This is a genomic window from Stenotrophomonas maltophilia (assembly GCF_013464485.1).
In the GTDB taxonomy this organism is placed as follows: domain Bacteria; phylum Pseudomonadota; class Gammaproteobacteria; order Xanthomonadales; family Xanthomonadaceae; genus Stenotrophomonas; species Stenotrophomonas maltophilia_AW.
The window spans coordinates 59,878-77,574 of record NZ_RAUX01000015.1 but is presented as its reverse complement, the minus strand read 5'-3'; the positions used below and the strand labels follow the sequence as shown (position 1 = coordinate 77,574).

Annotated in this window: 13 protein-coding genes; 6 read left to right on the top strand and 7 right to left on the bottom strand. The window is 66.7% G+C overall.

Features of this window, described 5'->3' with window-relative positions; all coding sequences use genetic code 11:
* Window positions 1–22 precede the first annotated feature (22 nt).
* The 3 genes from D7Y61_RS07230 to D7Y61_RS07220 all read right to left on the bottom strand — a co-directional run bounded on the left by D7Y61_RS07230 (window position 23) and on the right by D7Y61_RS07220 (window position 4,630).
* A complete protein-coding gene (locus D7Y61_RS07230; protein WP_180865705.1) occupies window positions 23–2,839 on the bottom strand; it encodes a TonB-dependent receptor domain-containing protein in 2,817 nt (938 codons plus the stop codon).
* Window positions 2,840–3,030: 191 nt separating this feature from the next.
* Window positions 3,031–3,681 carry an energy transducer TonB gene (locus D7Y61_RS07225; protein WP_180865704.1) on the bottom strand — a complete coding sequence of 217 codons (651 nt, stop codon included), beginning with the start codon at window positions 3,679–3,681 and terminating at the stop codon, window positions 3,031–3,033.
* Between the two features lie 217 nt (window positions 3,682–3,898).
* Window positions 3,899–4,630, bottom strand: coding sequence for an SIMPL domain-containing protein (locus D7Y61_RS07220; RefSeq protein ID WP_180865703.1), 732 nt, complete (start codon window positions 4,628–4,630; stop codon window positions 3,899–3,901).
* A 131-nt stretch (window positions 4,631–4,761) separates the two neighbouring features.
* Here D7Y61_RS07220 and D7Y61_RS07215 point away from each other — a divergent pair, with 131 nt between their 5' ends.
* From D7Y61_RS07215 to tldD, 4 genes are read left to right on the top strand one after another with little or no spacing between them, the layout of a single operon-like run.
* Window positions 4,762–5,370, top strand: coding sequence for a Maf family nucleotide pyrophosphatase (locus D7Y61_RS07215; RefSeq protein WP_180865702.1), 609 nt, complete (start codon window positions 4,762–4,764; stop codon window positions 5,368–5,370).
* Window positions 5,363–6,850 (top strand): ribonuclease G, encoded by a 1,488-nt coding sequence (rng, locus tag D7Y61_RS07210; RefSeq protein ID WP_180865701.1) that lies wholly within the window; start codon window positions 5,363–5,365, stop codon window positions 6,848–6,850. Before D7Y61_RS07215 ends, rng begins: the two co-directional genes overlap by 8 nt.
* 30 nt (window positions 6,851–6,880) lie before the next feature.
* Entirely contained in the window at window positions 6,881–10,735 is a 3,855-nt protein-coding gene (locus D7Y61_RS07205; RefSeq protein ID WP_180865700.1) for a YhdP family protein, read from the top strand.
* 60 nt (window positions 10,736–10,795) lie between these two features.
* The gene (tldD, locus tag D7Y61_RS07200; protein WP_180865699.1) at window positions 10,796–12,241 is read left to right on the top strand and encodes a metalloprotease TldD; all 1,446 of its coding nucleotides are present in this window, start codon (window positions 10,796–10,798) and stop codon (window positions 12,239–12,241) included.
* Window positions 12,242–12,282: 41 nt separating this feature from the next.
* Here the strand turns inward: tldD and yjgA are convergent, their stop codons facing one another.
* A complete protein-coding gene (yjgA, locus tag D7Y61_RS07195) occupies window positions 12,283–12,870 on the bottom strand; it encodes a ribosome biogenesis factor YjgA (RefSeq protein ID WP_180865698.1) in 588 nt (195 codons plus the stop codon).
* 68 nt (window positions 12,871–12,938) lie between these two features.
* Here yjgA and pmbA point away from each other — a divergent pair, with 68 nt between their 5' ends.
* Window positions 12,939–14,306, top strand: coding sequence for a metalloprotease PmbA (pmbA, locus tag D7Y61_RS07190; RefSeq protein WP_180865697.1), 1,368 nt, complete (start codon window positions 12,939–12,941; stop codon window positions 14,304–14,306).
* Window positions 14,307–14,393: 87 nt separating this feature from the next.
* Window positions 14,394–14,765 (top strand): DUF4870 domain-containing protein, encoded by a 372-nt coding sequence (locus D7Y61_RS07185; protein ID WP_040007321.1) that lies wholly within the window; start codon window positions 14,394–14,396, stop codon window positions 14,763–14,765.
* A gap of 78 nt (window positions 14,766–14,843) precedes the next feature.
* Here D7Y61_RS07185 and D7Y61_RS07180 read toward each other — a convergent pair whose 3' ends face one another.
* From D7Y61_RS07180 to tilS, 3 genes are read right to left on the bottom strand one after another with little or no spacing between them, the layout of a single operon-like run.
* Complete coding sequence (locus D7Y61_RS07180; protein ID WP_180865696.1) at window positions 14,844–15,722, bottom strand: polyprenyl synthetase family protein; 879 nt, start codon at window positions 15,720–15,722, stop codon at window positions 14,844–14,846.
* Entirely contained in the window at window positions 15,712–15,972 is a 261-nt protein-coding gene (locus D7Y61_RS07175) for an exodeoxyribonuclease VII small subunit (protein ID WP_005410522.1), read from the bottom strand. The genes D7Y61_RS07180 and D7Y61_RS07175 overlap by 11 nt, the downstream gene beginning before the upstream one ends.
* 36 nt (window positions 15,973–16,008) lie before the next feature.
* Window positions 16,009–17,295, bottom strand: a complete 1,287-nt coding sequence (tilS, locus tag D7Y61_RS07170; RefSeq protein WP_180865695.1) for a tRNA lysidine(34) synthetase TilS — start codon at window positions 17,293–17,295, stop codon at window positions 16,009–16,011.
* Between the last annotated feature and the right edge of the window lie 402 nt (window positions 17,296–17,697).

The following is a 17,697-nucleotide window of genomic DNA, read 5'->3' as shown; positions in this document are numbered from 1 at the left end:
GCGTTGAACAGTGTTGCCTGTATTACTTGAAGGTGTACTTGGCACCGACGGTGAAGTAGCGGCCCAGCGCACCAGAGAAATGCATCGGGTTGTAGTTCACGCCGCCATATGTGGTCGGATCGAGAGGAGCAATGCGGTCGAATACGTTGGCCACGGAGGCGTTGAGTTCGAAGGCGTCGGTAATGTTCCAGCGCCCCGACAGGTCGAACGTAGTGAAGGAGGAGATCTTCGTCACCGGCGTGCCGTCTGCATAGAAAGCCTGATACGTGCCGCCGCGCTTATCGGTGTTGTCCATCTTGCCGATGTAGTTGGCAACACCGCTGACGCTCCACGGCCCCTGCCGCCAGGTGGTACCGAAGTTGATCTTGTCCTTCGGCGTGCCGATGCAGTTGGTGACGTCGCAGTTGCCGTGGGTGCCGGCATAGTCGACGGTCTCAGTGCCCTCGGTTCGCTCGAACTTCAGGATATGGCTCCACTGCAGGTCCAGTTCCAGCTGGCCAGGGCCGATGTCGAACGTCTGGCGGATATCGGTATCGATGCCCCGAACACGCGAGGAGTTGGCATTCACATACGCAGTATTGACCGCCAGGATGTTGCCGCTGTTGGGTACGCCACCAATGTTGTTGATGTCACGTACGACGTTGCCGGCCCTGATCGCTGCCGTAGTGCTGCCCTGGGCGATTTCATTGGTGCGCTTGATCTGCCATGCATCGACGGTCATCGAAGTCGAAGACGTTGGTTGCAGCACGATGCCCACCGAGTAACTCTTGGATTCCTCCGGCTTCAGATCCTTGTTCGGGCGGGTGATGATCGCCACCGTGCGGGCAGGGACGGTGCATTCGGCGGGGTCGATGTCGCAGCGCAGCGGGTCGGTTGCGTTCGAGAATGCAGCCAGACCACCGTCACCGTTTTCGGCGGGGTTCGGTGCACGGAAACCTTCGGCATAGCTGGCCCGCAGAGCGATCCAGTCGGCCGGCGTCCACTTGATGCCGAGCTTCGGCGTGGCTTTGCCTTCACCGCTTTCGTACTTGTCGTAACGCAGCGCGCCTGACAGTTCCAGCTGTTCCAGGACCGGTGCGGACAGTTCGACGTAGCCCGCGTAAACGTTCTGCGTGCCATCATAGGCAGAATAGCCCAAGCCGATGATGTCACCCGTGTCGGTGTAGGTCTGCGGCGTCAGGCTGTTGCTGGTCTTGCGCCATTCGGTACCGATCGCCAGACCCAGCGGGCCGCCCTTGAGATCCATCAGGCTGCGCGACACGGTGAAATCAAACATGTCCAGACCGGATTTTGCACGGGCGCTGATGGTCGGTGAGATGTAGTCGTAAAGCGCCTGCGAGTTCAGATTGGCGTTGTCACCGATGCGCCACACGCCGCCCGCACAGTTCGGGTTGCCCAGTGCGCACTGCACTGCGCTATAGCGCAGGAAGCCGGTGCGCTTGTTGACCAGATCGGTTGCCGAATGTAGATAGGCGGTATCGTAGCTCCAGTCACCCCAGTTGCCCTTGACACCGACCAGGAATCGGTTGAACTCGTTGGTGTTGTTGGTTACGCGCGGACCGACATCCCATGCTGCATAGCGCAGCCTGGACGCCTGGCCGGGGATCGGGTTGTCAGGATGGTTCGGGCCAAGCACGGTGGCTTTGGACCCACTGTTGGCAGTGACTACGCCACCAGGGAAGCCCCAGGTGCCGGCAGCGCCCGACGGCGTGTTGCTGAAGATGGTTTCCTTCTTCGAGTAGCCGATTTCGGTGTAGATCTCGCCGCCTTCACCAAACGCGAATGTGGCACGACCGAACACGTTGATGTACTTCTCTTCCGGGGTCAGGTCGCGATACTGCTGTGCCGGATCCCACAGGCAGCCTTGAGCCTGTGCACTGGCGTCTGTCTGGCCAGGAATGGTGGTGAGGTTCGCACAGCCAGGCAGCGCAACCAGGAATGCAGGGTTTTCCTCGGTTGCATTGCGGTCGTCGAACACAGAACCATTGGGGCCAACGCCGCCTGCCGTGCCATTGGACAGATATGCGCCGCCCAGGAACTGCGAATCAGCAGCATCGTAGCCCCACGGGCGGGTATCGCCTGTTCCGATCCACTTGCGGTTCTTGCGGTCGCTGATCTTGACGGCATCGGTCTTGCCGACGTCCAAGCTGAAGAACGCGTTCCATCCATCGCTGGCCAAGTCGCCGGTACCGGCGGTAAGGGTTGCTTTTTTGGCATCTCCATCGCTGTCCCCGGACAGGCCATACGACGCACGCAGGATGGCGCCCTGGAAGTCACTGCGCAGGATGATGTTGACCACGCCTGCGATGGCATCGGAGCCATAAATCGCCGAGGCGCCGTCTTTCAGTACTTCCACACGCTCGACGGCATCGAGCGGAATGGTGCTGAGATCAGTGAACACCTTCTGGCCATCATCTGCCAGGCCGTAGGTCGCCATGCGTCGGCCGTTCAACAGCACCAGCGTGGAACCCGCACCGAGGCCGCGCAGCGAAATGCCGGCGCCACCGCCGGCGAAGCCGTTGCCGAAAGTCTTGGGAATCGAGCCTGCGCCGTCAGCGGTGATGGTCTGCAGATACTCCGCCAACGTGGTCTTGCCGGTACGGTCGATTTCCTGGCGGGTCACCACCTGCACCGGGGACGGTGTTTCAGTGTTGGTGCGCGGGATATTCGAACCGGTGACCGTGATGCGGTCCAGGTTGGTGGCCTTCTCCTGCGCGAAAGCGGAGGTGGAAGCCACGGCGCCAACCAGCAGCAGGGTGCCGCCGGTAAGGATATGGGTGATGGACGATGCCAGGGTGGTGCGGCGGCGGCTGGCGGGCCGTTGGATCAGGTGTTTCACAGCTTCTCTCCTAACTGGAAAACCGTAGCGTTGAGGGCTGTCTCCGGTAGATCCCGGGACGGACCAATCTAGGTTTCCGGCAGGTGACGAGGTCGTGAATATTTGCTTAATAAATAACACTTGATCCTTTTCCGTCCGCATTCACCCGGACGGAAGGGCCGGCCCGGCAGGTGGCCGGGCCGGCAATCGGGTCAGTCCGGCAGCGAGAACTGTACCGGCACCATGCCGATGGCGGGCACCGCCATGCCATCACGCTGGGCCGGCTCGAAGCGCCAGTGCCTGAGCACCTGCTGGCGCGCGGCCTGGTCCAGGCTGCGCGAGCCGCTGCTGCGCTCGATGCTGACCACCACCGGTTGCCCGGTGTTGTCCACCTCTACCCGCAGCAGTACCGTGCCCTGCTCGTGGTTGCGCAGCGCCTGTACCGGATAGGTCGGCGGAGGTGCACTGCGGTACTGCAGCTGGGCGCCATCCTGCGGCGTGGATGCATCGATGGACGGTGCGAGCTGGGGTGGTGCGGGATCGGCGGCTGGCAGTGCGATGCCCAAGGCCTCCTCCACGGTCGCGGTAGGGGCTGGCAGCGGCGGTGTCACATGCTGCGCCTGCGGCTTCGGCTGGACCCGCGCGACCACCTCTGCCTCCTCCAGTACCGGTGGTGTGGGGGGAGGCGTGATCTTTTCGATCAGCCTGACCGTGGTCTTGTCACGCGGGACCTGCAGGGCCTGATAGGTCGCCGGAATGAGCAGCAACAGGAACGCGAGCAGATGCAGGGCGATGGCCGCGCTCCAGGCGGCAACGCGGGCGGGGTCCAAATGCGGGGATGCAACGGGATACGTACGAACCATGGTCCACCTCCATGCCAGTGACGAAGTCCTCAACGCACCAGAGCCCGTGGCGGGGTTGCCGCACGCGGCTGGCAGCCAATCATTAGCGCCAGGCCCCAGCCACTGCCTAGAGGCAGGGGCAGGATCGTTGGGCTGGGCTTCAGCCAGCGACGACGGCGCGCATTGAAAAAGGCGGGCCCCTTGCGGGACCCGCCCTCGTCGGCAGGACGGCGCGCGATCAGCGGCCCAGTTCGAACACCACGTCCAGATTGACCGACACGGTGGATTCACCCGGTGCGACCGTGGTTGCCTTGTCCATCGCGGCGCCGGCGGCCATCGTCCGCATCACCGGCATCGGGCGGAAGCCGCCGTTGCTGTTCTCGGAGATGCTGACGATGCGGCGCACCTGCAGCCCCAGTGATTTCGCATAGGTCTGGGCGCGCGCCTGGGCCTTCTTCAGCGCGGCCAGGCGCGCTTCGTCATAGACCGGTTCCGGCTGGTCGATCTCGAAGCTGGGGCCGTTGATCTGGTTGGCACCCTGTGCCGCCAGTGCGTCCAGCACCTTGCCGAGCTTGGCGATGTCGCGCACCTTCAGGCTGACAGTATTGTTGGCCTGGTAGCCGGTGATCTTCGGCGCTTCGTTGTCGGCATAGCGATACTGCGGATTGAGGCTGATGCCGCTGGTCTGCACGTCACGCTCGGTGATGCCGGCGGCCTTGATCGCGGCCAGTACCTTGTCCATCTGCTGGGCGTTCTGGCGCATGGCGCTGTTGCCATCGGCGGCCTGGGTGACCACGCCGGCCGACAGGGTGGCCACGTCCGGCACGCGGGTGGCTTCAGCATTGGCCGAGATGTTCAGCAGGGTGCCTTCGGCCGGGGCGGCGATCGACGGCGAGGCAGCATGGGCGGTCATCGAGGTTCCAAGGGCGAGGGACAGGGCGAGCAGCAGCGGGGTGGCGGTCAGGCGCATGGAGAACTCCTTGTTGTGCCATTGAGGGTGGTGTCGTAGCGATGAACGTGCTGTGAGCCCGTTCGGGGTTGAACGCGTTCCGGGACGGGTTGCCGACGATTCAGGTGGCAGCCTCAGGTTATGCTGTGCCGATGCTCTATCTTGCTTCCCGCTCCCCCCGACGCAACCAGCTGCTGGCCCGACTCGGACGCTCCTTCCAGGCCTTGGACCTGGAGGTCGTCGAACAGCGCGCGCCTGCCGAGAGTGCCGAACAGTATGTCTGCCGGGTCGCCGCGGACAAGGCGCGTGCCGGGCTGGCCCGGGTGCTGGCCGATGACCCGCAGGCGCGGGTGCTCGGCTCGGACACCGAGGTGGTGCTGGACGGCGAGGTGTTCGGCAAGCCCGTCGACGCCGCCGACGCACGCGTGATGCTGGCGCGGCTGGCCGGGCGCACCCATCAGGTGATGACCGCGGTGGTGGTGGTGGGTGCGCATGGGCTGGACAGCGAGCTGGTCATTTCCGAAGTGACCTTCGCGCCGATCAGTGCCGTCGACATCGCCACCTACGTGGCCACCGGCGAACCGCTGGACAAGGCCGGCGCCTACGCCATCCAGGGCGGGGCCGAACGTTGGATCGAACACCTGTCCGGCAGCTACTCCGGTGTGATGGGGCTGCCGCTGCTGCATACCGATCGTCTGCTGGCGCGCTGTGGCGTGCCGGCCCCAACTGCTGATGCCGCCAGGGAGGCTGCCGATGTCTGAGGAAATCCTGGTCAATGTGACCCCGCGTGAAACCCGGGTCGCGGTGATCGAGAACGGCATGCTGCAGGAACTGCACATCGAGCGCGGCTGGCGCCGGGGCGTGGTCGGCAACATCTACAAGGGCAAGGTGCAGCGGGTCATGCCCGGCATGCAGGCGGCTTTCGTCGAGGTCGGGCTGGAGCGCGCCGCGTTCCTGCACGCCAACGACGTGGTGCGTCCGGCCCCGGTGGCCAGTGCCGACACCGAGAACACCACGCTGCCACCGCCGGCCAGCGTGCCGATCGTCGAGCTGCTGCGCGATGGCCAGGACATCGTGGTGCAGGTGGTGAAGGACCCGATCGGGACCAAGGGCGCCCGCCTGACCACCCAGATCAGCATTCCCTCGCGCTACATGGTGCTGCTGCCGCAGTCCAAGGTGGTGGGCGTGTCGGCGCGCATCGAGGATGAAACCGAGCGTGCGCGCCTCAAGGCGCTGGTGACCGAACTGTCGGCCCAGCATGGCGGCTACGGCTACATCGTGCGCACCAATGCCGAAGGCCAGCCGGCCGAGGCCATCGCCGAGGACATCGCCTACCTGTCGCGCGTGTGGAACGTGGTCGAGCGGCGTGGTCGCGAGGCGGCCTCGTGCAGCAACATCTATGAAGACCTGAGCCTGCCGCTGCGTTCGGTACGCGACCTGATCCGCAAGGACGTGGACAAGGTGAAGGTGGACTCGAAGGAGACCTTCGCCCAGCTGCAGGCCTTTGTGGCCAAGTACATGCCGGTGCTGGCCGAGAAGCTGGAGCTTTATTCGGGCGACCGCCCGATCTTCGACATGTTTGGCGTGGAGGACGAGATCGGCCGCGCGCTGGACAAGCAGGTACCACTGAAATCCGGTGGCTACCTGGTGATCGACCAGACCGAAGCGATGACCACCATCGACGTCAACACCGGTTCGTTCCTGGGCCAGCGCAATCTGGAAGAGACGGTGTTCCGCACGAATCTGGAGGCGGCGCAGGCGGTGGCGCGGCAGCTGCGGCTGCGCAACCTGGGCGGCATCATCATCATCGACTTCATCGACATGGATGATGCCGAGCACCGCCGCCAGGTATTGCGTACGCTGGAAAAGGCGCTGGCCCGCGACCATGCCAAGACCACGGTGTACGACTTCTCGCCGCTGGGCCTGGTGGAGATGACCCGCAAGCGCACGGTGGAAAGCCTGGAGCGCCAGCTGTCGGAAACCTGCCCGCAGTGCAGCGGCCGCGGCAGCATCAAGACCACCGAAACGGTGACCTATGAGATCTTCCGCGAGATCACCCGTGCCGTGCGTCAGTTCGATGCCGCGCGCCTGCTGGTGATCGCTTCGACCAAGGTCGTGGCGCGCATCACCGACGAGGAATCCGCGGCGGTGGCCGAACTGGAGGAATTCCTCGGCAAGAGCATCCGCTTCCAGGCGGATGAGCAGTACCTGCAGGAGCAATTCGATGTCGTTCTGCTCTGATTCTCGCCGGCCGCAGGCCGGCGGTGGCCGATGAGCGCGCCGCCGCGCCTGCGACTGCGAAGGATCCGCCGTCATTTCATTGCCGCCTGTGCGGTGGGCCTGGTCGGGCTTGCACTGGTGGTGGGGACGCTCAGCCAGCTGCTGCCGCTGGCCGAGCGCCATCCTGACAGGATTGCCGCCTGGCTGAGCGAACGTGCCGGCCAGCCGGTGCGTTTCGATCAGCTGCAGACCGCCTGGACCCGTCGTGGTCCGTTGCTGCAGCTCAAAGGCCTGCGCATCGGCGCCGGCCAGGGCCTAGCGATCGGCGAGGCCGAAGTACTGGTGTCCATGTACAGCGGGCTGCTGCCGGGCCGCTCGTTGACCGAACTGCGCCTGCGCGGCTTGGCGCTGGACCTGCAGCAGGGCGAAGACGGCCGCTGGGCAGTGCGCGGGCTGCCGCAGTCCAGTAGCGGCGGTGACCCGCTGGATGCGTTGCGCCGCCTGGGCGAGCTGCAGGTGATCGAAGGCCGCCTGGGCGTGCACGCGCCGGCGCTGGGCATCGACACTACGCTGCCACGCATCGACCTGCGCCTGCGCGTCAACGGCGACCGCCTGCGTGTAGGCGTGCGCGCCTGGGCCCAGACCGAAGCGCTGCCGTTGACGGCGGTGCTGGACGTGGACCGCGTGCGCGGCAACGGCCAAGCCTGGCTGGGCGCCGATCCGGTCGATTTTCATGCCTGGTCGCCGCTGCTGGCGGCCGGCGGTGTGCGCCTGCGCGAAGGCAAGGGCGAACTCAACCTTTGGCTGACCCTGCGCGATTTCGCGCCGGTGGCGGTGACCACCGATTCGGACCTGCGTGATGTCCGCATCGATGGCGCACCGATGCCCGCGATGGCGGCTCCGCAGCTGCAGCTGCAGCGGGTGCAGGCACGCCTGCGCTGGCAGCGCCAGGCCGATGGCTGGGCGTTGCAGGTGCCGCGCCTGCGCCTGAAAACCGAAGAAGGCGAGCAGCAGCTCGATGGCCTGCAGCTGCAGCTCGGCAAGCAGCTGCGGGTCAGTTCTGGCGAAGTGCAGGCCGGCATCGCGCTGCGTGCGCTGGCCCTGAGCGATCGTCTTGAACCGGGCCTGCGTCGCTGGCTGTTCCTGTCCAGGCCGCAGCTGGACGTGCGCGAGTTGCAGCTGGCGGGCGAACGCGATGGCCCGCTGTGGGCGCAGGGCGAACTGCAGTCGCTGGGCTTCGCCAGCGTGGGCAATTCGCCCGGCCTGCGCGGCCTGGGCGGGCGCTTCGAAGCCGACGCGGATGGCTTCAGCCTGCAGCTTCAGCCGCAACGCCAGCTGCAGTTCGATTGGCCGACCGGCTTCGGCGTGCGCCACGATCTGCACCTGGCGGGCCAGGTGGTGGGCTGGCGCGATGAAGGCGGTGGCTGGCGCATCGGTACGGCGGCGATGCGCGTGGAAGGCACCGATTACGCGGCGGACGTGCGCGGTGGTGTCTGGTTCCAGGGCGACGGTACGCGGCCGTGGCTGCAGCTGGCGGCCAAGCTGGACGACGTGCCGATGACCGCGGCCAAGCGCTTCTGGATCCACTCCAAGATGAGCAAGGGCGCCACCGACTGGCTGGACATGGCGCTGGCCGGCGGCCAGGTGCGCAACGGCATCGGCCTGGTCAGTGGCGACCTGGACGACTGGCCGTTCGACAACAACGATGGCCGCTTCGAGGCCACCGGCCATATCACCAACGGTGACATCCGTTTCCAGCACGATTGGCCGTTGATGCGCCAGGTCGACGCCGATATCGCCTTCATCGGCCCCGGCTTCGACATGCATGGGCGCGGCGACCTCGCCGGCGTGGCGGTGCAGACATTCGAGGCGGGCATCCAGGACTTCGGGCAGCAACCGCTGTATGTGCGGGCAGATGCGGAGAGCGAGGCCGGCAAACTGCTGGCGATGCTGCGACAGAGCCCGCTGCACAAGGACTATGGCGACACGCTGGACAACCTCAGCGCTGCGGGTCCAGCGCATGTGACCTTCGACCTGCTGCAGCCCCTGCACCATGACGAAGGTGGAGGGCACCTGCAGGGAACGGTCGATCTGGCCGGTGTGAAGCTGGTGGACAAGCGCTTCCAGCTCGCCTTCGACAACATGCACGGGCAGGCGCGCTACAGCAATGGCGGTTTCGATGCCGAGGAACTGACGGTGCGCCACCTCGGCCAGGGCGGTCGCCTGAGCCTGCGTGCCGGTAGCTACGTGCACGACAGCAAGCTGGCCTTCGAATCGCAGCTGTCGGCCACGCTTGATGCTGGCGTGCTGATCGACCGCGCGCCGGAGATGGCGTGGCTCAAGCCCTACATCATCGGAACCTCGCCGTGGACCATTGCGGTGAATCTGCCGAAGGTGGTTCCGGGGGCGCCTGCGCCGCCCAGCGAACTGCGGTTGAGTTCCGATCTGGTCGGGACCCGGCTGGACCTGCCGGCGCCCCTGGACAAGCCGGCATCCGAGCCGCTGGCGACCACGGTGGCCGCCCAGCTGCCGATGGGCGCCGGCCGCATCGACGTGGCGTTCGGACAGCGCCTGGCCCTGGCAGCCCGCAGCCACAACAACCAGACCGGTGTGCAGGTCACGCTGGGCAGCGATCAGGTTGACCGGGAGCCGCCGCCGAGCGGGCTGATCGTCAATGGCCGCAGCCCGACCCTGGATGCGCTGGAATGGATCAGCCTGGCCCGCGGCGGCAATGATGACGATGCGATGCCGTTGCGCGCGGTGGATGTGCAGGTTGGCCAGTTGAAGCTGATCGGCGGTGTCTTCGAACAGACCCGGTTGCAGCTGCGCCCGGGAGCGCAGGCGCTGGATGTGCGCCTGGACGGCCCGTCGCTGGCCGGTCGCCTGACGGTCCCCAATGCAGACGGTGGCATCATCAGTGGCCAGCTCGACCGCGTGCACTGGCAGTCGCTGCCGGCAGCTCCGGGCGCACCGGCCGTGCCGGCACGGGTACAGGCCGGCGCCAACGACATGGACCCGGCCAAGCTGCCGCCGTTCGCGCTGGACATCGCCGACCTCAAGTTCGGCAAGGTGGTGCTGGGCCAGGCCGTGCTGCGTACGCGGCCGCTGGCCAATGGCCTGAACGTGGACGAGCTGCGCTTCCGTGCGCCCGACCAGGAGATCGACATCAGCGGTCGCTGGCTGGGCCGGACCGGTGGTGCCCGCACCGAGTTGACCGCACAGGTACGCAGCGAGGACCTGGGCGGACTGCTGCAGAACCTCGACTACGGCGGCCAGCTGCGTGGCGGTTCCGGCCAGGCGCAGCTCCAGGCTACCTGGAGTGGTGGTCCGTCGGACTTCCAGTTGGGCAATCTTCAGGGGCGCCTGGACCTGCATGCGCGCAACGGTCAGTTGCTGGAGCTGGAGCCGGGCGCTGGGCGCGTGCTGGGACTGCTCAGCGTCACCCAGCTGCCACGGCGCCTGATGTTCGACTTCCGCGATTTCTTCTCCAAGGGCTTCGCCTTCAACCAGATCGATGGCAGCATGCAGTTCGGCCAGGGCATGGCACGCACCGACAAGGTGCTGATTGAAGGTCCGGCGGCCAACATCACCATCCGCGGCCAGGCCGACCTGCGCAACCAGCAGTTCGACCAGACCATCGACGTCAATCCACGCGCGGGTAATCTGCTGACCGTAGTGGGTGCGGTGGCCGGTGGCCCGGTGGGGGCGGCGCTGGGCGCGGCCACCAATGCGGTATTGTCCAAACCCTTGGGCGAGATTGGCGCCCGTACCTACAAGGTGACCGGTCCATGGAAGGAACCGAAGGTGGAAGTGATCGAACGCAACCGCGACAAGGCTCCGCCACCCGCGCCGGCAGCGGCGCCGACCATTCCGCCGACCGTCACCGGCCTGCCGCGTTCGCGTTGAGCGCGGCTTTCCTGTTCACGGGGCTTGCCTGAGCGCCCCCGCACCCCCAGATCGAGAACCATGACTGATATCGCCCTGACGCTTGCCCAAGACCGCCTGCTGCGCCCCGGCGGCCTGGATACCGCTGGCCTGGAGCGCACCTTCGGCCAGCTGCTCGGCCCCGGTGTGGACTTTGGTGACCTTTACTTCCAGCACGCCCGCCGCGAAAGCTGGAGCGTGGAGGATGGCATCGTCAAGGACGGTGCCCATTCCATTGAGCAGGGCGTGGGTGTGCGGGCGATTTCCGGTGAGAAGACTGGTTTCGCGTACTCCGACGACATCCATGCCGATGCGTTGCTGGCCGCGTCGCAGTCGGCGCGCGCGATCTCGCGCGAGGGTGGCGCCCAGACCGGGCGTTCGCTGCTGCGCGGCAATGCGCGCGCGCTGTATCCGGCGCTGGACCCGATCGATGGCATCGGCAACGAGACCAAGGTCGAGGTGCTCAAGCGCCTGGATGGTTATCTGCGTGCCGCCGACCCGCGCGTGAAGCAGGTGATGGTCAGCCTCTCCGGTGGCGTCGACACGGTGCTGATCGCACGCAGTGACGGTGTACTGGGTGCCGATGTGCGCCCGCTGGTGCGCCTGAACGTGCAGGTGATCGTCGAGCACAACGGCCGTCGCGAGTCCGGCTATGCCGGCGGCGGTGGCCGCTACGGGTATGAGGAACTGTTCGCCGACGGTCGGCCGGAAGCCTTCGCCCGCGAGGCGCTGCGCCAGGCGCTGGTGAATCTTGAAGCGGTACCGGCACCGGCCGGCGTGATGCCGGTGGTATTGGGCCCGGGCTGGCCCGGGGTGCTGCTGCACGAAGCGGTCGGCCACGGCCTGGAAGGCGACTTCAACCGCAAGGGCACCAGCGTCTATGCGGGCCGCATCGGCGAGCGCGTTGCGGCCCCGGGCGTGACGATCGTCGACGACGGTACGCTGGATGGACGCCGTGGTTCGTTGAACATCGACGATGAGGGCCACCCGAGCCAATGCACCACGCTGATCGAGGACGGCATCCTGGTCGGCTACATGCAGGACAGCCTCAATGCGCGCCTGATGGGTGTGGCGCCGACCGGCAACGGCCGCCGCGAATCGTTCGCGCACATGACCATGCCGCGCATGACCAACACCTACATGCGTGCCGGCCGGCACGACCCGCAGGAGATGATCCGTTCGGTGAAGAAGGGCATGTATGCGGTCAACTTCGGCGGCGGCCAGGTCGACATCACCAGCGGCAAGTACGTGTTCTCGGCCACCGAGGCCTACCTGATCGAAGATGGCCGCATCACCACGCCGGTGAAGGGCGCGACCCTGATCGGCAACGGCCCGGAAACCATGCAGAAGGTACGCATGGTCGGAAACGACCTGGCCCTGGACGAGGGCGTGGGCATCTGCGGCAAGGACGGGCAGAGCGTGCCCGTGGGTGTCGGCCAGCCCTCGCTGTTGATCGAGGGCATCACCGTTGGCGGTACCCAGGCCTGAGCCGGGCGATGGCCAGCGCCACCGCCCCGGCCGGCGGGGACTCAGTCCTCGTCGGCGTCGTCGGTCTCGGCGGGGGCGCTGTCTTCGGCGCTGGCCTTCAGGCCGAGCGCCGCCGGCAGCATCAGCGCGCGCAGCACCTGGTAGATCTCGCGGTAGGCACGCGGCGGCTTGTTCTTCGCCTTCTCGGCCTGCGCGTTGCGCACCAGCGTGCGCAGCTGCTGGCGGTCGGCCTGCGGGTAGTCGTCCAGCAGGGCGGCCAGCGCCTTGTCACCTTCGGCCAGCAGTCGCTCGCGCCAGTCTTCCACGCGGTGCATCATCGCCACTTCGCGGCGGCCGGTTTCGCTGTTGGCATCGAGCGCATCGCGGATCGCATCCAGCGTGGCGTCCTCTTCGCGGCGCATGTGCTTGGCCAGGAACGCCAGCTGGCGTTTGTGGGCGATGTGGGCGGTGATGCGCTTGCACTCGGCGATGTGCGGCAGCAGGTCTTCCGGGATCGGCAGGCGGGCCAGCTGGGCCGGGGTCAACGACACCAGCTTCTCGCCCAGGGCCAGGACGTCGAGCGCGTCGCGCCGGTTCTGGCTGCGGCTCTTGTCGTGGAATTCACCGGTTTCTTCATCGCGTCCGCGCATCGTCCCTACCTGATCTCAAAAAAAGTCGCCCGGCGTGATGCCGGGCCCAACCTGTACAGGATAAAGCATTGAACGTGATCGCCCCTGAAGCCGCCGTTGGCGACGACAGCCCGGCCCGGCTGGAACGGCTGGCCGACCTCTCCCAGCAGCTGCTCGACCGCGCCCGCGCGCTGGGTGCCAGCCAGGCCGAGGTCAGCTGCAGCGAGGACCGAGGCCTGGAGGTCAATGTCCGCCTTGGTGAGGTCGAGACCGTGCAGTCCACCCGTGACCGCGGTATCGCGGTCACCGTCTATTTCGGCCAACGCAAGGGCAGTGCGAGCACCGGCGACCTGAACGAGGCCAGCCTCGCAGCCACCGTCGAGCAGGCCTGCGCGATCGCCCGCCATACCGAAGACGACCCAGCCGCCGGACTTGCCGAGGCCGGCCTGATGGCCTCCCACTTCCCGGACCTGGACGGCTGGCACCCGTGGTCGCTGCAGGCCGACGATGCGGTGGACCTGGCCCTGGCCTGCGAAACCGCAGGCCGCGAGGCCGAGGCGCAGATCCGCAATTCCGACGGCGCCTCGGTGTCGAGCATGCAAAGCCTGTCGGTCTACGCCAATTCCCATGGGTTCATCGGCCGCGAGCGCGGCACCCACCATTCGATCGGTTGCGCGTTGATCGCCGGGCAGGGCGATGGCATGCAGCGCGACGGCTGGTATACCAGCGCGCTGGCGCGCGAGGACCTGGAAGACGTGGGCCGGGTCGGCCGTCGTGCCGCCGAGCGCACCGTTGCCCGCCTGCAGCCACGGTCGATGGCCACCGGCAGCATGCCGGTGCTGTTCGCCCCGGAAGTGGCGCGCAGCCTGGTCGGCCACCTGCTGTCGGCGGTGTCCGGTGGTGCCCTGTATCGCCAGGCCAGCTTCCTGCTGGACAGCGTGGGCCAGCGCCTGTTCCCGGAATGGATGCAGATCGAGGAGCTGCCGCACCTGTGCCGTGGCCTGCGCTCTGCCGCCTTCGACGGCGACGGCGTGGCCACCCGGGCCTCGGCCCTGGTCCGCGATGGCGTGCTGCAGCGCTATGTGCTGGGCAGCTACTCGGCACGCAAGCTGGGCCTGCAGACCACCGCCAACGCCGGTGGTGTACACAACCTGCAGCTGGCAGCCAATGCAGGGTCCCTGCAGGACATCGCGCGGCAGATGGGCGACGGTCTGCTGGTCACCGAGCTGATGGGGCAGGGCGTGAACGGCGTGACCGGCGACTATTCGCGTGGCGCGGGTGGCTTCCGGGTCGAGAACGGCGAGATCCAGTACCCGGTGGACGGCATCACCATCGCCGGCAACCTGCGCGAGATGTTCAGCAGCATCGAAGCGGTCGGCAGCGACGTCGATCCCCGCTCGCACATCCGGACCGGTTCGATCCTGTTGGGGCGGATGACCATTGCCGGTAATGATTGATGGCGTTGATGGCGTAAGCTATGCCCGCCTGACGCAACCAGCCTGGTGCTGGTGGGTCAAGACCACCCAATGAAAAGGAGTTTTGTCGTGAGTGAATTCGATAACGTCCCGCCGCCGCCGGCCACCACCAACGCGCCGGCCGACCAGCGCACCATGGCCCTGGCAGCCCATCTGCTGGGCATCTTCACCTGGTTCATCGGTCCGCTGATCATCTGGCTGATCAACAAGGACGATGCCAGCAAGGCCTTCGTAACCGACCAGGCCAAGGAAGCACTCAACTTCCAGATCACCATCACCATCGCGATGCTGATCTGCATCGTGCTGACCATCGTGATCATCGGCGGCATCCTGGCGCCGATCGTCGGCATCCTGAACCTGGTGTTCTGCATCATCGCGGCCGTGAAGGCCAACAATGGCGAAGCCTACCGCTACCCGTTCGCGCTGCGCCTGGTCAAGTAAGCCATCCGCATGTGGAACTGAAAACGCCCGGCACTGCCGGGCGTTTTTTGTTGGCGCTCGCGCGCCGCGCGACTGCGATCAGTGATCGCGCTCCACCGCCAGTGTCGCCAGCGCGCGCAGCGCATCGGCTTCCTCGCCATACCCGGCCAGGATCGATTGCATGCGCGCAGCGAGTTCGTGCAGCTGGGTCTTTGCGCCGTCCATGCCGAGCAGGGCGGGGAAGGTGCTCTTGTCCTGCGCCTGGTCCTTGCCGGCGGTCTTGCCCAGTTGTTCGGAACTGGCTTCGACATCAAGGATGTCATCACGCACCTGGAAGGCCAGGCCGAGTGCATCGGCGAAGCTGTCCAGCTGGGCCAGCTGCGGCTCGTGGGCCTGGCCGCACAATGCGCCCATGCGCACCGCCGCGCGGATCAGGGCGCCGGTCTTCAACGCATGCATGCGGGTCAGTGCAGCCAGCGTCTGCTGCTGGCCGGTGGCATCGATATCCAGGGCCTGCCCGCCGCACATGCCGGACGCACCGGACGCATGCGCCAGGGTCTGCAGGCAGGCCACGCGCAAGGTGGCTGGCAGCGGTGCATCGGCCAGCAGGCCGAAGGCACGGGTCTGCAGTGCATCACCGGCCAGGATTGCGGTGGCTTCGTCGAAGGCGATGTGGGTGGTTGGCTTGCCGCGGCGCAGGGCGTCGTCATCCATTGCCGGCAGGTCGTCATGCACCAGCGAATAGGCATGGATCAGCTCGACGGCCATCGCCGCCGCATCCAGGCTGTCCAGCTGTGCACCGAACAGGTGGCCACTGGCGTAGACCAGCAGCGGGCGCATGCGCTTGCCACCGCCCAGCACCGAATAGCGCATGGCCTGGTGCAGGCGCTGCGGTGCTTCGGCAGGCGAGGGCAGGGCGGCGTCGAGCTGGCTTTCGATACGGTCGCGCCAGCGCGCGAACAGAACCTCAGCCGTCATGGCTGGGCGGATCGAAGGGCTCGGATGCTTCCGGCTGCGCCGGATCGCTGAGCAGGCGCACGCGCAGTTCGGCCTGCTCCAGCGCCTGCTGGCACTGGCGATACAGACCGACGCCACGCTCGTAAGCACTGAGCGAGGCTTCCAGGCTCAGCTCGCCGGTTTCCATCTGCTCCACCAGCTGTTCCAGCGATTCGAGCGACTGCTCGAACTGGGCGACCGGGGAGGCGTTTTCGGGGGACTTCTTGGCCATGCGGCAAGTGTGGACGGGCCGCGCGCGGGGGTCAATTCACCAGCCGCCGGGACGCCACCGCAGCTGTGCCTCGTTCGCCTGCAACCAGGCCTGTAAGGGCGCGGCGATGACCACGTCGGCGGCGGCCAGCAACTGCGGGCCATCAAAGATCAACGGCAGCTGCGCGCGCCGCCACGGGGCGAGATGTTCGCGTTGCAGGCAGTCCTTCAATGCGTGCGAATGCTGGCGACCGGGCAGCAGGATGCGCTCACCGCCCACGCGTGCACGGACCTGCAGCGGGCGCTCGAAGGCGGCGGCGCCCTGCAGCCGCAGTTGGCCGCCATCGGGCAGCGGCAGGGGGGCATGCCCATCCCATTCGGTCTGCCACGCGCGAGGCAGCGATGGCAGCTGCGCGGGTAGCAGATAGGCATGCTCGCGCCATTGCTGGATGGCATGATCGTGCCAGCGCACCCGCGCCTGGCGATCATTGCCGGCCGGCAGCAGTTCGTCCAGGCCTTGCTGCAGCACCGTGGCCGGCAGTGGGGCGGCACCATGGCCGATCACCCAGGCGCGCAGCACGCGTGCGGCGCGGCCCGGCGACACCTGGCGCAGCAACTGCAGCGACAGCACGCGCGGTGCCACTTCCAGGTGCGCGATCAGCTCGGCGTCTTCCTCGTCCAGCAGTTCGCGGGTCTGCCGGCAATGCGTCGCGCTGCCGGCCAATGCGGCCGCCGCGTGCGGCCAGCGCTGGCGCAACAGTGGCAGTACCTGCAGGCGCAGGAAGTTGCGATCGGCGTGGTCTTCGGCGTTGCTGGGATCCTCGATCCAACGCAGCGCGTGTTGCCGGGCATAGTCGAGCAGTGCGGTGCGCGGTGCGTGCAGCAAGGGACGCCATAGGCGGTGCGTACCGAGCTGACTGTTATCGGCCATCGCGGCAAGGCCATCGACACCGGAGCCGCGCAGCGCGCGCAGCAGGAAGGTCTCGGCCTGATCGTCCTGGTGCTGTGCCAGCGCCAGTGTTTCGCCTTCGCGCAGTTCAGCAGTGAACGCTGCCCGTCGTGCTTCGCGCGCTGCGCCTTCGAGGCCCAGGCCTGTGGTGTCGTCGATCTGTACGTGGTGCACGGCCAGCTCGATGCCCAGTGCGGCGCACTGCTGCTGGCAATGCAGCACCCAATCGTCGGCTGCTGGTTGCAGGCCGTGGTGTACGTGCACCGCACGCAGTGGAGTGCCGGAGGCCTGGGCGCAGCGCCACAGCCAGTGCAGCAGCACGGTGGAGTCGACACCACCGCTGTAGCCCACCAGCAGGGGGGCATCCAGCGGAACGAGGGCAGGGAAGGCAGTCACTGCGGCAAGTATAGGGTGGGGTTTACTTGGCAGGGCTGCGCCCTGCACCCGCTACGAGCCAGAGCAACAGCAACAGCTGGTCAGCTGAGGGATGGCGGGGTGGGTCCGGCTGCGGGAGACGCCGTAAACCCGTCCTTGGGGGCTTGGCCGTGGCATCCATGCCGCGGACACTCCCGCAACCGGACCCACCCCGCCTTCGACAGTTTCCTGCGAACTGTCGGAATTGCTCTTGGGGTCAGATCCGTTTTMCGCAGKAAAACGKATCTGACCCCGGATTCAATTCGATATCTGACAGATGTGATCCACGCAAAGCGTGGATGGTCCAACCGTCACCGGAAATCTGGCAGGGGTGGGGCGGTGTGGGTGGGTAGGACCGTTGGCGCCATGGATGGCGCCATCGAG

Coding starts and splice junctions, on each gene's coding strand:
- rng (WP_180865701.1), top strand. CDS start 5,363: ATGTCTGAGGAAATCCTGGTCAATGTGACCCCGCGTGAAACCCGGGTC.
- D7Y61_RS07175 (WP_005410522.1), bottom strand. CDS start 15,972: ATGGCCAAGAAGTCCCCCGAAAACGCCTCCCCGGTCGCCCAGTTCGAG.
- D7Y61_RS07205 (WP_180865700.1), top strand. CDS start 6,881: ATGAGCGCGCCGCCGCGCCTGCGACTGCGAAGGATCCGCCGTCATTTC.
- tldD (WP_180865699.1), top strand. CDS start 10,796: ATGACTGATATCGCCCTGACGCTTGCCCAAGACCGCCTGCTGCGCCCC.
- yjgA (WP_180865698.1), bottom strand. CDS start 12,870: ATGCGCGGACGCGATGAAGAAACCGGTGAATTCCACGACAAGAGCCGC.
- D7Y61_RS07180 (WP_180865696.1), bottom strand. CDS start 15,722: ATGACGGCTGAGGTTCTGTTCGCGCGCTGGCGCGACCGTATCGAAAGC.
- D7Y61_RS07225 (WP_180865704.1), bottom strand. CDS start 3,681: ATGGTTCGTACGTATCCCGTTGCATCCCCGCATTTGGACCCCGCCCGC.
- D7Y61_RS07220 (WP_180865703.1), bottom strand. CDS start 4,630: ATGCGCCTGACCGCCACCCCGCTGCTGCTCGCCCTGTCCCTCGCCCTT.
- D7Y61_RS07215 (WP_180865702.1), top strand. CDS start 4,762: ATGCTCTATCTTGCTTCCCGCTCCCCCCGACGCAACCAGCTGCTGGCC.